The 13,970-nt window shown below is 65.4% G+C and carries 14 protein-coding genes and 1 pseudogene; 9 read left to right on the top strand and 6 right to left on the bottom strand.

Going from position 1 to position 13,970, the window contains the following annotated elements:
• Positions 1-25: 25 nt before the first annotated feature.
• A pseudogene (locus AC5Y21_RS17080) lies at positions 26-1,035 on the top strand (NAD-dependent epimerase/dehydratase family protein).
• On the opposite strand, the gene AC5Y21_RS17075 reads toward AC5Y21_RS17080, so the two are convergent.
• The 5 genes from AC5Y21_RS17075 to AC5Y21_RS17055 all read right to left on the bottom strand — a co-directional run bounded on the left by AC5Y21_RS17075 (position 979) and on the right by AC5Y21_RS17055 (position 5,678).
• A complete protein-coding gene (locus tag AC5Y21_RS17075; protein WP_499913931.1) occupies positions 979-1,581 on the bottom strand; it encodes a TetR/AcrR family transcriptional regulator in 603 nt (200 codons plus the stop codon). The pseudogene AC5Y21_RS17080 and the gene AC5Y21_RS17075 overlap by 57 nt on opposite strands.
• 9 nt (positions 1,582-1,590) lie before the next feature.
• Positions 1,591-2,502 carry an Rv0045c family esterase gene (locus AC5Y21_RS17070; RefSeq protein WP_499913930.1) on the bottom strand — a complete coding sequence of 304 codons (912 nt, stop codon included), beginning with the start codon at positions 2,500-2,502 and terminating at the stop codon, positions 1,591-1,593.
• 388 nt (positions 2,503-2,890) lie between these two features.
• Complete coding sequence (locus AC5Y21_RS17065; RefSeq protein ID WP_499913928.1) at positions 2,891-4,003, bottom strand: inositol-3-phosphate synthase; 1,113 nt, start codon at positions 4,001-4,003, stop codon at positions 2,891-2,893.
• Between the two features lie 68 nt (positions 4,004-4,071).
• On the bottom strand, positions 4,072-4,614 hold the full coding sequence (locus AC5Y21_RS17060; protein WP_499913927.1) for a PadR family transcriptional regulator: 543 nt from the start codon (positions 4,612-4,614) through the stop codon (positions 4,072-4,074).
• Between the two features lie 161 nt (positions 4,615-4,775).
• Positions 4,776-5,678: a DUF1707 SHOCT-like domain-containing protein gene (locus AC5Y21_RS17055; RefSeq protein ID WP_499913926.1), complete on the bottom strand. Its 903-nt coding sequence runs from the start codon at positions 5,676-5,678 to the stop codon at positions 4,776-4,778.
• A 126-nt stretch (positions 5,679-5,804) separates the two neighbouring features.
• On the opposite strand from AC5Y21_RS17055, the gene AC5Y21_RS17050 reads away from it, so the two are divergent.
• The 8 genes from AC5Y21_RS17050 (at position 5,805) to rplI (ending at position 12,978) form a co-directional block, all read left to right on the top strand.
• Positions 5,805-6,239, top strand: a complete 435-nt coding sequence (locus tag AC5Y21_RS17050; RefSeq protein ID WP_499913925.1) for a DUF5318 family protein — start codon at positions 5,805-5,807, stop codon at positions 6,237-6,239.
• 151 nt (positions 6,240-6,390) lie between these two features.
• Entirely contained in the window at positions 6,391-8,841 is a 2,451-nt protein-coding gene (locus AC5Y21_RS17045; RefSeq protein WP_499913954.1) for a transglycosylase domain-containing protein, read from the top strand.
• Positions 8,838-10,514 (top strand): glycosyltransferase family 87 protein, encoded by a 1,677-nt coding sequence (locus AC5Y21_RS17040; protein WP_499913924.1) that lies wholly within the window; start codon positions 8,838-8,840, stop codon positions 10,512-10,514. Before AC5Y21_RS17045 ends, AC5Y21_RS17040 begins: the two co-directional genes overlap by 4 nt.
• Complete coding sequence (locus tag AC5Y21_RS17035; protein ID WP_499913923.1) at positions 10,514-11,152, top strand: DJ-1/PfpI family protein; 639 nt, start codon at positions 10,514-10,516, stop codon at positions 11,150-11,152. Before AC5Y21_RS17040 ends, AC5Y21_RS17035 begins: the two co-directional genes overlap by 1 nt.
• A gap of 135 nt (positions 11,153-11,287) precedes the next feature.
• Positions 11,288-11,578, top strand: a complete 291-nt coding sequence (gene rpsF, locus AC5Y21_RS17030) for a 30S ribosomal protein S6 (protein WP_046182478.1) — start codon at positions 11,288-11,290, stop codon at positions 11,576-11,578.
• 85 nt (positions 11,579-11,663) lie between these two features.
• Positions 11,664-12,185: a single-stranded DNA-binding protein gene (locus AC5Y21_RS17025; RefSeq protein ID WP_499913922.1), complete on the top strand. Its 522-nt coding sequence runs from the start codon at positions 11,664-11,666 to the stop codon at positions 12,183-12,185.
• Positions 12,186-12,227: 42 nt separating this feature from the next.
• On the top strand, positions 12,228-12,485 hold the full coding sequence (rpsR, locus tag AC5Y21_RS17020; protein WP_499913921.1) for a 30S ribosomal protein S18: 258 nt from the start codon (positions 12,228-12,230) through the stop codon (positions 12,483-12,485).
• A 34-nt stretch (positions 12,486-12,519) separates the two neighbouring features.
• Positions 12,520-12,978 (top strand): 50S ribosomal protein L9, encoded by a 459-nt coding sequence (gene rplI / locus AC5Y21_RS17015; RefSeq protein WP_499913919.1) that lies wholly within the window; start codon positions 12,520-12,522, stop codon positions 12,976-12,978.
• 9 nt (positions 12,979-12,987) lie between these two features.
• On the opposite strand, the gene AC5Y21_RS17010 is transcribed toward rplI, so the two are convergent.
• Positions 12,988-13,824 carry an SDR family oxidoreductase gene (locus tag AC5Y21_RS17010; RefSeq protein WP_499913918.1) on the bottom strand — a complete coding sequence of 279 codons (837 nt, stop codon included), beginning with the start codon at positions 13,822-13,824 and terminating at the stop codon, positions 12,988-12,990.
• Between the last annotated feature and the right edge of the window lie 146 nt (positions 13,825-13,970).

The raw sequence follows: 13,970 nt of genomic DNA, 5'->3' as shown, positions 1-13,970 counted from the left end.
GCCCACCCGGGCGAGGAGGCCATAAGTGCGTATTGCCGTCACCGGCGGGACCGGCTATCTAGGCGCGCATACCGTGCGTGCACTGCTTCAAGCCGGTCACCAGGTCCGGCTGCTGGTGGCACCGAATGATCCCGCCGCTGTCGTCGAAAAGTTCCGCACGCTCGGCGACGTGACCGTCGTCGTCGGTGACGTGCGCGCAGCCTCGACGATCGAGGAACTTCTGGGCGGCGCTGACGCCGTATTGCATGCCGCCGGCATTGTCGGCACCGACGAACGCCGAGCCCAGGCGATGTGGGATATCAACGCCTTTGCCACGGAAACGATTCTGACCCGCGCGGTCGAGCTCGGGCTTGACCCGGTGGTGTCGGTGAGCAGCTATAGCGCCCTGTTTCCGCCGCCCAACGGAATCATCTCGCCAGACTCGCCGACCGCCTCCGGCCGTAGTTCATACGCCAAGACCAAGGGTTACGCGGACCGTGTCGCGCGGCGATTGCAGGAGGCGGGCGCACCGATTGTGGTGACGTATCCATCGAGTGTCGTGGGCCCGGCCTTCGGCACGGCCCCCGGTGTCACCGAGCGCGGATGGGCACCGATCCTTCGCTGGGCGGTCGCGCCGAAGGTCCGCGGCGGCATGCAGATGGTCGACGTACGCGACGTCGCCGACGTGCACGTGCGCATTATGGAGGCCGGCCGCGGCCCACGCCGCTATGTCTGCGGAGGCCACCTGCTCACGTTCGATGAAATGATCGACGCGCTCGAAGAGGGCTTGGGACGCCCGGTGCGGCGAGTCCGACTATCGGCAAAAGCGTTACGTCCAGTGGACGACTCGCCGACGTGGCCGGCCGGTACTTCCCGCTCGCCGACGGGCTCAGTTACGAGGCGGCGGCGCTGCTTACCGCGGCGACGCCGACCGACGACAGCAAGACGCTGCAGGAGCTCGGAATCAGCTGGCGCTGCCCGAAAGCCGCAATCGTCGAGTCATTGCGCACGGGTCTCGATGGCCGTCCGCAACAATTGCGCGATCCGGTTGCGTAGCGCGTCGGAGTCGTCCTCCACGGCGATCGTCGTGACGAACAGCGCCGCTCCGGCCGCCATCGCCAGCGTCGCCCGAGCGTCGAGATCGGCACGCCGTCGTTCGGCCGGCGACGTCGCCCGCACGTCATCGGCGAAAAGCTCTACGGCTGGGCCGCTGAACTCCGCCCACAAGGTCTTGCGCAGGTCATTGTTCTCACGCAGGGCCAACAGCAATCCCGGCACCGCTGTCCGCACATCAGCCCTGCTGAAGAGCTGGTGACTCCCATGTACCACCCAATCAATCCAGCCGCCGACATCGGTGCCGGAAAACGGTGACAAATCGGGGCTTTCGCCCAAGATGGCATGCAACACCAACTCCGCTTTGGACGCCCAGCGACGGTTCAAGCTGGACCGGCCCACCCCGGCGCGCGCCGCGACCAAGCGCACACTCAGCTCGTCCCAGCCAACTTCCATGAGCAGTTCACGCGTCGCCGATAGCACCCGCTCATCGATCGAGGAGTCGCGCGGACGCCCGATGGACCTGCCGGGACGGTCGTCGTCTTTCATGTCTGGTGGCTAGTGCCCGCCGAGGACTCCGCGCAGCAGCTCGATCAGCGCGCGCGGCTGGTCGCTTTGCACCGAGTGCCCGGAATTCTCGACGACGTGCGCGCCGCGGAAATGCTTTGCGCGTCTGCTGAGTTCGTCCGCATCATCGTCGGTGACGAAGCCCGACGAGCCGCCGCGGATCAACGTGACGGGTGCCGACATACCGTCGACGTCGTCCCACAGCGCGGCGAAGTCCGGAAATTCGCGAATGGCGTCGTAGCGCCAGGTCCAGTTGCCGTTGTCCAGCTGGCGAGAGTTGTGGAACACGCCGCGCCGTAACGCCTTGACCTCGCGATGCGGTGCCGCGGCGATGGTCAGGTCCAACATGGCCTGGAAGCTGGGAAACTCTCGCTCGCCGTGCATCAGCGCCACTGTCCCTTGCTGCTCCTTGGTCAGCTCGGCGTGCCGCTGCAACGCCGACGGCGTGACGTCGATGAGGACGAGTTCGTCGACCAGGTCGGGTGCTTGGGCGGCCAGTCGTAGCGCGGTCAGACCGCCCAATGACATGCCGACGACGAGTTCGGCGTCCGAGGCGAGGTCGTGGAGCACGGGCGCCAACGCGGCGGCGTTGAGCTGCGGGGAGTAGTTGCCGTCTTCCCGCCAAGCGGAGTGGCCGTGGCCGGGAAGGTCCACCGCCAGCGCGGGCTCACCGAGGCCGACAATCACGGTGTCCCAGGTGTGCGCGTTCTGCCCGCCGCCATGCAGAAAGATGATCCGCGGCCGCATACCCCAGCGCAGCGCGCTGATTCTGCCTTCGCCCGCGCCCGCCTCGACCCGCTCTACGTCCGGCAGCGGACCCGAAACGCCCGCCTGCTCAGCGTTCTCGGCCAACAGTGAGAACTCGGACAATCCGGCCAGTTCGTCTTCGGAGATCTCAGTCACGATCTTGAGATTACGTGCAGCTGCCGCGGCCGCTACTTCATGTGGGTGTCGAACCATTCGATGGCGATCTCGGGGTGCTCGCCGAAGTAGTTGTAGCCCCGGAAACGCTGGTCGGTGCGGATGTATACCCGCTGACGCTAGTGCGGTTAGTGGCCTACAGAGAGTCGCTGGTTATAGGTGGTACTGGCAGCATCTGCCAGGCCGATGGGCGCCGACAAAATTTTTGGCTCTTCTGGTGAACCACTGCGCCGGCTGCTGCGTGTTACTGGCAGGCGGGCGGCGGGCCCGTCGGATTCAGGGAAGCTGCTATCGCATGCGATAGCGCTTCCCGTAACCGCATGAGCCACCGATGGTGGTGCTGAAGTGGCTCGTGTGGTTGAGGTTCGGGCTACGCCTCGATGATGAACTCTTCGAGCTGAGCGCGCGCGACGTCGTCGGGCAGCTGCTCCGGGGGGCTCTTCATCAGGTAGGCCGACGCCGGGATCACCGGCCCGCCGATCCCGCGGTCCTTGGCGATCTTGGCCGCCCGCACCGCATCGATGATGACGCCCGCCGAGTTCGGCGAGTCCCACACCTCGAGCTTGTACTCCAAGTTCAGCGGCACGTCGCCGAAGGCACGGCCTTCCAGCCGCACATAGGCCCATTTGCGGTCATCGAGCCAGCCGACGTGGTCGGACGGGCCGATGTGCACGTCCTTGGCCTTGAACTCGCGTCGCACGTTGGAGGTGACGGCCTGGGTCTTGGAGATCTTCTTGGACTCCAGCCGTTCGCGCTCGAGCATGTTGAGGAAGTCCATGTTGCCGCCCACGTTGAGCTGCATGGTGCGGTCCAGTTGCACACCGCGGTCCTCGAACAGCTTGGCCATCACGCGGTGGGTGATGGTCGCACCGACCTGGCTCTTGATGTCGTCACCGACGATCGGCACCCCGGCGTCGGCGAACTTCTTGGCCCACACCGGGTCCGAGGCGATGAACACCGGCAGCGCATTGACGAACGCCACACCGGCGTCGATGGCGCACTGCGCGTAGAACTTGTCGGCCTCTTCGGAGCCCACCGGCAGGTAGGACACCAGCACGTCGACCTTGGCCTCCTTGAGCACCTGCACCACGTCGACGGACTCGGCGTCGGATAGCTCGATGGTGTCGGCGTAGTACTTGCCGATGCCGTCGAGGGTCGGGCCGCGCTGGACGACCACGTTGGTGGGCGCCACATCGGCGATCTTGATGGTGTTGTTCTCCGACGCGAAAATCGCGTCCGAAAGGTCGAAGCCGACCTTCTTGGCGTCCACGTCGAACGCCGCCACGAACTTGACGTCGCGGACGTGGTACGGGCCGAACCGCACGTGCATCAGGCCGGGCACCGACGACGCCTCGTCAGCGTTCTGGTAGTACTCGACGCCCTGGACCAGCGAGGACGCGCAGTTACCGACGCCAACTATGGCGACCCGTACGTCCGTCTGCGTCTCTGCTGCCTCCGGCCTCGACGGCTGGTGCTGACTCATTGGGCGTTCTCCTAACTTCATAACCTGCTGCCTCGTGGATTGATTTGACTGTTCGTTTGGTGCGGGGTTCACGTTTGCTCGGAGAGGCCGGGCGCGGCCCGTTCCGCAGCGATGAGCTCATTGAGCCACTTGACTTCACGTTCGCTGGACTCGAGTCCGAGTTGATGCAGCTGGCGGGTATACCGGTCGAACGAGCTGCTGGCCCGGGCTACCGCTTCGCGCAGACCCTCCCGGCGTTCCTCGACCTGACGTCGACGACCCTCCAGGATGCGCATCCGCGCCTCGGCGGGAGTGCGGTTGAAGAAGGCCAGGTGTACCCCGAAGCCGTCGTCGGTGTAGTTGTGCGGACCGGTGTCGGCCACCAGCTCGGTGAAGCGTTGCCGGCCCTCGTCAGTTAGCTGATAGACCCGCCGGGCGCGCCGGACCGGGGTGCCGGCCGGTGCGGCATTCTCGGCGATCAGGCCGTCGGCTTGCATCCGCCGCAGGGCGGGGTACAGCGAACCGTAGGAGAAGGCGCGGAATGCACCGAGCAAACCGGTGAGCCGCTTGCGCAATTCGTAGCCGTGCATCGGTGATTCGATGAGGAGACCCAGGATGGCGAGCTCCAGCATCGATGCACCTCCTTTGCTCGGCTAGTGGCATGGCGCGGTAGTCGGCCAATTAGCGGCTCGACGCCTCGTGTCATCGTATCGTTTCGATATATTTGCGACAACACCACCTGGTGTTGGTGCGCCATTGGTCACATCGACGCCGGTGCGGCGCCAAGTGGCCGCTAGGACGGCAAGTTCAACCGCTTAATAGTGCCGTCACCTGCGAAGTTGATGTAGCCGCTGCCGTAATCGCTGGACACGTAGACCGACAGCGTCAACGCGTCAGGCTTGAGCGGGTCCTTTGCGGGCTCGATGATCAGGTAGGTGTTTTTGACGTCGCCGGGCTTGATGCGGAGCGTCTCGGGGGCCCCGCGCATGATGCCGACGGCCTTGGTCACGTCGAACTTGCCGAGGTCAACCGGCGCGGCCGCATCGAGGCCGGACTTGGCGGAACTAGACGGGTCGCCCCAGCCGCCGCGGTAGTCGTAGGCCAGCACACGTCGGTCGTCGGAAGGGTCCGGGCGGTCGTAGACGGCGTAGGTCGGGTAGATCACCATCCGGTAGCCCATGGTGTCTCCGAACCTCTTGCGTGTTTGCTCCATCAAGCCGCTGAGCCCCCCGAGCGAGTGCAATTGGGTCGGCGGAGTCAGCACCAATGGCGCGATCCCGTCGGGCTTCGCCCCGGGATCGGTGGTGAAGTCCAACGGCGAGCCGGTGTTGCCGTAGAGGCCCCAGCCGATCAGCATGCCCAGCAAGATCGACCCGACGAAGGCGACGGCCATGACGCGCCACCGGATGGACTTCGCGGGCGATGCGACGGCAGGCAAGTTGCCCGGGGAATGCACTGGGAAGTTGTCGATCTGCAGATCGGCCACCAGCGTCTGCAGATCGCCCAGTGTGACGGCGTTGGTCGCGGCGCCGATGCGTTCCCGGTGCTCTTCCATCGAGAGTTCGCCGTCGTTGAGGGCGTTGTCGAGGATCTTGCAGGTGTCCTGCCGGTCGCTGTCTTTGGCTCGCGTCGACGCTGTTGCCCTGACGGTTCCGACGGCCCCGCTGCCAAGGGATGCCCCGAGCCATTTCGCCACGGGGTTGATCGTAGAAGTAGCGCGCCAATCGTGATCAGCGAATACCGCCGTTGATGCCGGGAAACGGGACGGATAACCGCGTTGGCTGCCTAACGGCGTTGGCATGGGGGACGTACTCTGGTCAGCGTGCGACTGCAGCGACAGGTGGTGGACTACACGCTCCGGCGGCGCTCACTGCTGGCTGAGGTGTATTCGGGCCGCACCGGCGTCTCCGAAGTGTGCGACGCAAACCCCTATCTGCTGCGGGCCGCAAAGTTTCACGGGAAACCGAGTCAGGTGATGTGCCCGATATGCCGGAAGGAGCAGCTCACCCTGGTGTCGTGGGTGTTCGGCGACCAGCTGGGTGCGGTCTCCGGCTCGGCCCGCACAGCCGAAGAACTGGTCTTGCTGGCAACCCGTTTCTCGGAGTTTGCTGTCCACGTGGTGGAGGTATGCCGAACCTGCAGCTGGAATCACCTGGTCAAGTCGTATGTCCTGGGCGCGGCGCGCCAGGCACCTCCCCCGAGGGGGACACGAGGCACGCGGACGGCCCGCAACGGCGCCCGCACGGCCAGTGAATAACGAAGGGCGCCAGGATCAGTCGTCCAGTGACGACCCGAAGGTGCCACCGACTGAGCGTGCGAGCAAGGATTCAGATCCCGAGACAAACGCCCCGCCCGCCGGCACGGCTCCGCGGCCGGCCAAGCGCCGCGAGGTTCCGCCCGACGACCGGTTGACCTCGATCATCCCGCCCGTACGCGACGACCGCTCACCTGCCCGGGCCGACCCCCTCGATGAGGTCAAGGCCGCACTGGAGCGCCCCGCGTCGGAGAAGCGGCAGTTGTCGGAACCCCTGCACCGCGACGCCCCCGTTAAGCGCGATGCCCCCGTGCAGCGTGAGGCACCCGCGCGGCGTGACCCGATCGAGGAGGTCAAGGCAGCGCTGGACGCGCCGGGGCGGCAGCGACGGCCGGGACGCCGTCCACCCGGCGGACCGCCGCCCCCCTCCGGACCTTCCAGAGGGCCCGCCGGGCACGGCCAGCGACCGGGTATGAACCTGTCTTCGCTCCAGCAGCTGAGTCGGCGGGTCAACTGGCGATGGGTGCGACGCGCACTCGTTCTGACCGCGGTGATCATTTTCCTGCTGCCGATCGTCACATTCGCCATGGCCTACTTCATCGTCGACATTCCCAAGCCGGGCGACATCCGCACCAATCAGGTCTCGACGATCCTGGCCAGCGATGGCTCGGAGATCGCCAAAATCGTTCCGCCCGAAGGCAATCGGGTCGACGTCAACATCAGCCAAGTGCCGGTGCATGTGCGCCAGGCTGTGATCGCCGCCGAGGACCGCAATTTCTACTCGAATCCGGGCTTTTCGTTCAGCGGCTTCGCGCGGGCGGTGAACAACAACCTCTTCGGCAGCGGTGGTTTGCAGGGTGGGTCGACGATCACCCAGCAGTACGTGAAGAACGCGTTGGTCGGTTCCGCACAGCACGGGTGGAGCGGCCTGATGCGCAAGGCCAAGGAATTGGTCATCGCCACCAAGATGTCGGGGGAGTGGTCCAAAGACGAGGTGCTGCAGGCCTATTTGAACATCATCTACTTCGGCCGCGGCGCCTATGGGATTTCTGCGGCCGCCAAGGCCTATTTCGGCAAGCCCGTCGAGCAGCTCACCGTTTCCGAAGGGGCACTGCTCGCGGCGCTGATTCGGCGCCCTTCGACGCTGGATCCCGCGGTCGATCCCAGGGGGGCCAATGCGCGCTGGAACTGGGTCCTCGACGGCATGGTGGAAACCAAGGCCCTGTCACCGAGTGACCGAGCGGCACAGGTGTTTCCGGCGACCGTTCCGCCCGAGCAGGCCCGCGTGGCGAACCAGACCACCGGTCCCAACGGCCTCATCGAGCGGCAGGTCACCAAGGAACTGATGGAGCTGTTCAACATCGACGAGCAGACGTTGAACACCCAGGGGCTGCAAGTCACCACCACGATCGAACCGCAGGCTCAGCAGGCAGCGGAAAAGGCGGTATCCAAATACCTCGACGGCCAGAATCCCGGGGTGCGGGCAGCCGTGGTGTCGATCGACCCGCACAACGGCGCGATAAGCGCCTACTACGGCGGTTCCGACGCAAACGGATTCGACTTCGCTCAGGCCGGGTTACAGACCGGCTCGTCGTTCAAGGTGTTCGCTCTTGTTGCCGCGCTCGAACAAGGCATCGGTCTGGGCTACCAGGTCGACAGCTCCCCGCTGACCGTTGACGGCATCAAGATCACCAACGTCGACGGCGAGGCTTGCGGCACCTGCAATATCGCCGAGGCGCTCAAGCAGTCGTTGAACACGTCCTATTACCGGTTGATGCTGAAGCTCAAGAACGGACCGCAGGCCGTCGCGGACGCCGCGCATCAAGCGGGCATCGCGGCCAGCTTCCCCGGCGTCGCGCACACCCTGTCCGAGGACGGCAAGGGCGGACCGCCCAACAACGGAATCGTGTTGGGCCAGTACCAAACCCGGGTGATCGATATGGCCTCCGCCTACGCCACGCTGGCCGCCTCCGGCAGCTATCACCGGCCGCACCTCGTGCAGAAGGTCGTCAACGCGGAAGGCCAGGTACTTTTCGACGCCAGCAACACCAATAACAGTGGCGACCAGCGCATCCCCAAAGCGGTGGCAGACAACGTGACCGCGGCCATGCAGCCGATCGCCGGCTACTCCCGCGGCCACAACTTGGCCGGCGGTAGGCCGTCGGCGGCCAAGACCGGCACCACGCAATTGGGCGACACCAAGTCGAATAAGGACGCGTGGATGGTCGGGTACACACCGTCGCTGTCCACGGCTGTCTGGGTGGGCACGGCCAAGGGCGACCAACCGCTGGTAACCGCCTCGGGCGGAGCGGTTTACGGCTCGGGCCTGCCGTCGGATATCTGGAAGTCGACCATGGACGGGGCGCTGAAGGGCACCTCCAACGAGACCTTCCCCAAGCCCACTGAAATCGGCGGCTACGCGGGTGTGCCCGCTCCGCCCCCGCGGCCGGCGCCGCCGCCGCCATCGGAGACGGTCATCCAGCCGACTGTCGAAGTGGCGCCGGGCATCACCATCCCGGTAGGTCCGCCTACCACGATCACCGTCGCGCCTGCGCCGCCCCCGGGACCAGCCCCCGCCCCGTCCGCTGAACTCCCGCCACCGTGACCGGCGCTCAGCAGCAGAGCGCCATCATCTCGCCGCGTCCGTTGGCCGCGGATCGGCGCAGCGCCGACAATCGCGACTGCCCCAGTCGCACCGACTCATTGGGCGCCGCGTTTGCAGATCTCGCCGGCGGACCTATCGGTCGGCATGCGCTGATCGGCCGCACCCGGCTGATGACACCGCTGCGGGTGATGTTCGCGATCGCGCTGGTGTTTCTGGCGCTGGGCTGGTCGACGAAGGCGGCCTGCCTGCAGAGCACCGGCACCGGACCGGGTGATCAACGGGTCGCCGTTTGGGACAACCAACGCGCCTACTACGAGCTGTGCTACTCCGATACGGTGCCGCTGTATGGCGCGGAGTTGTTGAACCAGGGCAAGTTTCCGTACAAGTCCAGTTGGATCGAGACCGACGGCAGCGGCACGCCTCAGACCCGTTACGACGGCAAGCCCGCGGTGCGCTACATGGAGTATCCGGTGCTGACCGGCGTCTATCAGTACCTGTCGATGGCGGTCGCCAAAACCTACACCGCGCTCAGCAAGATCGTCCCCGTTCCGGTGATCGCCGAAGTGGTGGTGTTCTTCGATGTGGCGGCATTCGGGTTGGCACTGGCCTGGCTGGCGACGGTGTGGGCAACCTCGGGTCTGGCCGGCCGCCGGATATGGGATGCGGCCCTGGTGGCGGCTTCGCCATTGGTGATCTTTCAGATATTCACCAACTTCGACGCGCTGGCAACGGCATTCGCGATGGGCGGACTGCTCGCGTGGGCGCGGCGCAAACCGGTGCTGGCCGGAGCGTTGATCGGGCTGGGTGCCGCGGCCAAGCTGTATCCGCTGCTGTTCTTGGTCCCGCTGTTGCTGTTGGGAATCCGCACCGGCCGCCTGCGGGCGGTGGGCCGCACGGCCGCCTCGGCGGCAGTGACCTGGCTGTTGGTGAATCTGCCGGTCTTGGTGCTGTTTCCGCGCGGCTGGTCGGAGTTTTTCCGGCTCAACACCCGCCGCGGCGACGACATGGACTCGCTGTACAACGTGGTGAAATCGTTCACCGGCTGGCGGGGTTTCGATCCGAAGCTGGGCTTTTGGGAGCCGCCCACGATGCTGAACGCGGTGGTCACCGTGTTGTTCGTAGTATCTTGTGCGGCAATCGCTTATGTCGCGCTCACTGCGCCACAGCGGCCACGGCTGGCGCAGTTGGCATTCTTGACGCTGGCCGCGTTCCTGTTGACCAACAAGGTGTGGAGCCCGCAGTTCTCGCTGTGGTTGGTACCGCTGGCGGTGCTGGCCTTGCCGCACCGCCGAATTCTGCTGGCGTGGATGACAATCGACGCGCTGGTGTGGGTACCGCGAATGTATTACCTCTACGGCAACCCAAACCGCTCGCTTCCCGAGCAGTGGTTCACCACGACGGTGCTGCTGCGCGACATCGCCGTTGTGGCGTTGTGTGCGTTGATAATCCGGCAGATCTACCGGCCCGACGAGGATCTGGTGCGGTGGAACGGACGGCTGGACGATCCGGTGGGTGGGCCGTTCGACCGCGCTCCCGACGCTCCACCCGGCTGGCTGCCGAAGGAGCTGCGGCCGGCGGGACTCGGGCGATCGGTCCGGTCAGTGGGTACCGCCGAGATCCCCACCGAGGCAGTGACCGAAGGCGATACCCCGGCCGGTGTCAGGAGCACCTGATGCTGGTCGCCATTCCAGTGTTCCCGCAATTCACCGCGCTGGACGCCATCGGCCCCTACGAAGTGCTGCAACGCATTCCGGCGGTGGATGTGGTGTTCGTCGGCCACCGGCGCGGTGAAATGCGTACGGAGAACGCAATGCTCGGCGTCAGCTGCGACGCGACGTTCGACGAAATCGGAGAACCTGACGTCGTGGTCGTCCCCGGCGGTATCGGCACCCGCCAACTGATCCACGACGAAGTCATCCGGAACTGGCTGCAATCGGTGCATCCGCACACCACGTTCACCACGTCGGTGTGCACCGGCTCGCTGCTCCTCGCGGCCGCGGGCCTGCTCGATGGACTCACCGCGACCACCCACTGGGGTGCGGCAGAACTACTCAACACATTGGGTGCGCGCTACGTGCCCAACCGGGTAGTCGAGCATCTACCGCAGCGGATCATCACCGCGGCGGGTGTGTCGAGCGGCATCGACATGGCCTTGCGGCTGGTTGAGCTGCTGGTCGATCGACAGGCTGCGCAGGCCGCGCAGCTGCTCATCGAATACGACCCGCAGCCCCCGTTCGATTCGGGCTCGTTCGCAAAGGCCGACGAGGCGACCAGGGCCAGAGCCGCGGAATTCCTGCAGACCAGGAAGTGACCCCCCCTACCGTCGTTGGCACGGATTTTGGGGGTGCCCCGCGGTCCGGTAACCTAGCGGGGTTGCCGACGCAGGCGACCCTCCTGCCACGGACAGGCCGTGGCCGCACAGACCAGAGGAGGTGGTGAGGTTTCCATGCGTCCATACGAAATCATGGTCATTCTTGACCCCACGCTCGACGAACGCACTGTTGCTCCGTCCCTGGAGACGTTCCTCAACGTCGTCCGCAAGGACGGCGGGACCGTCGAGAAGATCGACATCTGGGGTAAGCGCCGGCTGGCGTACGAGATCGCCAAGCATGCCGAGGGCATCTATGTCGTCGTCGACCTCAAGGCCGAACCGGCGACGGTATCCGAGCTTGACCGTCAGCTCAGCCTCAACGAGTCGGTGCTGCGCACCAAGGTGATGCGCACCGACAAGCACTGACTGCCACCTGTCAGAACGGTTGCTTAGTCTGTTAAAAAGCTCGTGATGACCAAGTCGAGACCAGGGCGGACTCAGGAGGAAAATTGTGGCTGGTGACACCACCATTACCGTCGTCGGTAACCTGACCGCCGACCCCGAACTGCGGTTCACCCCGTCGGGTGCCGCCGTGGCGAACTTCACCGTGGCATCCACACCCAGGATCTATGACCGCCAGGCGGGGGAATGGAAAGACGGCGAGGCGCTGTTCCTGCGATGCAATATCTGGCGCGAGGCCGCTGAGAACGTGGCCGAAAGCCTGACTCGCGGGGCCCGGGTGATCGTCAGCGGCCGGCTCAAGCAGCGCTCTTTCGAGACTCGCGAAGGCGAGAAGCGGACCGTTGTCGAGGTCGAGGTCGACGAGATCGGTCCCTCGCTGCGGTACGCCACGGCCAAGGTCAACAAGGCCAGCCGCAGCGGCGGCGGCGGTGGCGGCGGCTTTGGCGGAGGCGGCGGCGGATCCCGTCAGGCGCCGCCCGCACAGCCAAGCGGCGCACCGGCTGACGACCCGTGGGGCAGCGCCCCGGCGTCGGGCTCCTTCGGTGGCGGCGACGACGAACCGCCCTTCTGATCAATACTTCAAGGCACTTTAGGAACGGAAAGAAAGACAGACATGGCCAAGTCCAGCGGTAAGCGGCGCCCGGCTCCGGAGAAGCCGGTCAAGGCGCGCAAGTGCGTCTTCTGCGCGAAGAAGGATCAATCGATCGACTACAAGGACACCGCCCTACTGCGGACCTACATCAGTGAGCGCGGCAAGATCCGGGCGCGCCGGGTCACCGGCAACTGCGTGCAGCACCAGCGCGACGTCGCGCTCGCGGTGAAGAATGCCCGCGAGGTGGCGCTGCTGCCTTTCACCTCGTCGGCCCGGTAACCGGCCACTTGTCCAACGGAGAGTATGCAACACGATGAAGCTGATTCTGACGGCTGACGTCGACCACCTCGGTGCCGTCGGCGACACGGTCGAAGTCAAGAACGGATACGGCCGCAACTTCCTGCTGCCGCGCGGGTTGGCGATCGTCGCCTCGCGTGGAGCCCAGAAGCAGGCCGATGAGATCCGCCGCGCCCGCGAAACCAAGACCGTGCGCGACCGGGAGCACGCCGACGAAATCAAGACGGCGATCGAGGCGCTGGGGCCGGTGTCGCTGCCGGTGAAGTCCGCGTCCGATTCGGGTAAGTTGTTCGGCTCGGTGACCGCCGGCGACGTCGTCGCCGCCATCAAGAAGGCCGGTGGGCCAAACCTCGACAAGCGAATCGTCCGGTTGCCCAAGGCGCATATCAAGGCCGTCGGTACCCATCCGGTGTCGGTGCATCTGCACCCCGAGGTCGATGTCGAGATTGCACTCGAGGTCGTCGCCGGAAGCTGATTTCGGCGGTCAGTAGACGTAGTTCTCGCCGCTCGCCCGTACCGTGACGTCGCTGATGCTGATGCCCCAGGGTTGGTCGATGACGTGTACAACCGCGTTTGCCAGGTCGTCGGGGGTGATCAGCCAGTACCCCATTGAGTCCACCTGCGTCTGCTCGGGTTGCAGGGCTCCGGTCTGCAACTTGCCCACGTTCTCCAAGAACTGAGGGCTCTTCTGCCCGACGATGCCGATGGCCGCCGCTTCGTTGACGACTCCGCTGGCCAGATTGGTGCCGAGGACGCCGGTCGGCTTGATCGTGGTCACCTTGATCCTGCCCTGGGCCTCGATCCGCAACGAATCCGAGAGCGCATTGACTGCCGCCTTGGTCGCGCTGTAGACGCCCGAGCCTTCGGTTCCGGCGTTGCCGTAGATGGACGAAATGTTGACGACCTGGCCTCGGCCCTGCGCGATCATCGTGTCGTAGACGGCTGAGATGCCGTTCACGACGCCCTTGATGTTGATGTCGATCGCCTTGTGCCATTTCTCCCAGGCGCGTTCGTGGTCGGCGAAAAACGCCAGCGGCATCACCCCCGCGTTGTTCACGATCACGTCGATGGCGCCGTACGTGTCGACGGCATGCTGGGCCGCCGCTTTGACCTGTGCCATGTCGGTGACATCGGCGACCTGGGCGGTGCCTTCGAAGCCGGCGGCCCGGATGCCCTCGAAAACCTCGTTCAGGCTCTCCGCACTGACATCCACGCCGACGACCTTCGCGCCACCGGCGGCGCACTTCTCCGAAATCAGCTTGCCGAAGCCGCTCGCTGCGCCGGTCACGATGATGACCTTGTCGGTCAAGTACTGCGACATACCGCTCCTCTCTGCCACACGACGTTCATCATGTCGAGAAATCGGTCCGCATAGTCACAATTTCCGGTATCGGCCACGCCTCTGGCGAACTATTTCGGCCGACTCGAGGGCCGCCCGTAGTTACCGGGGCTTAACGCACCGAAAAT

It is taken from the genome of Mycobacterium sp. NGS41 (assembly GCF_059812725.1).
This window is presented reverse-complemented; position numbering and strand designations above follow the sequence as displayed.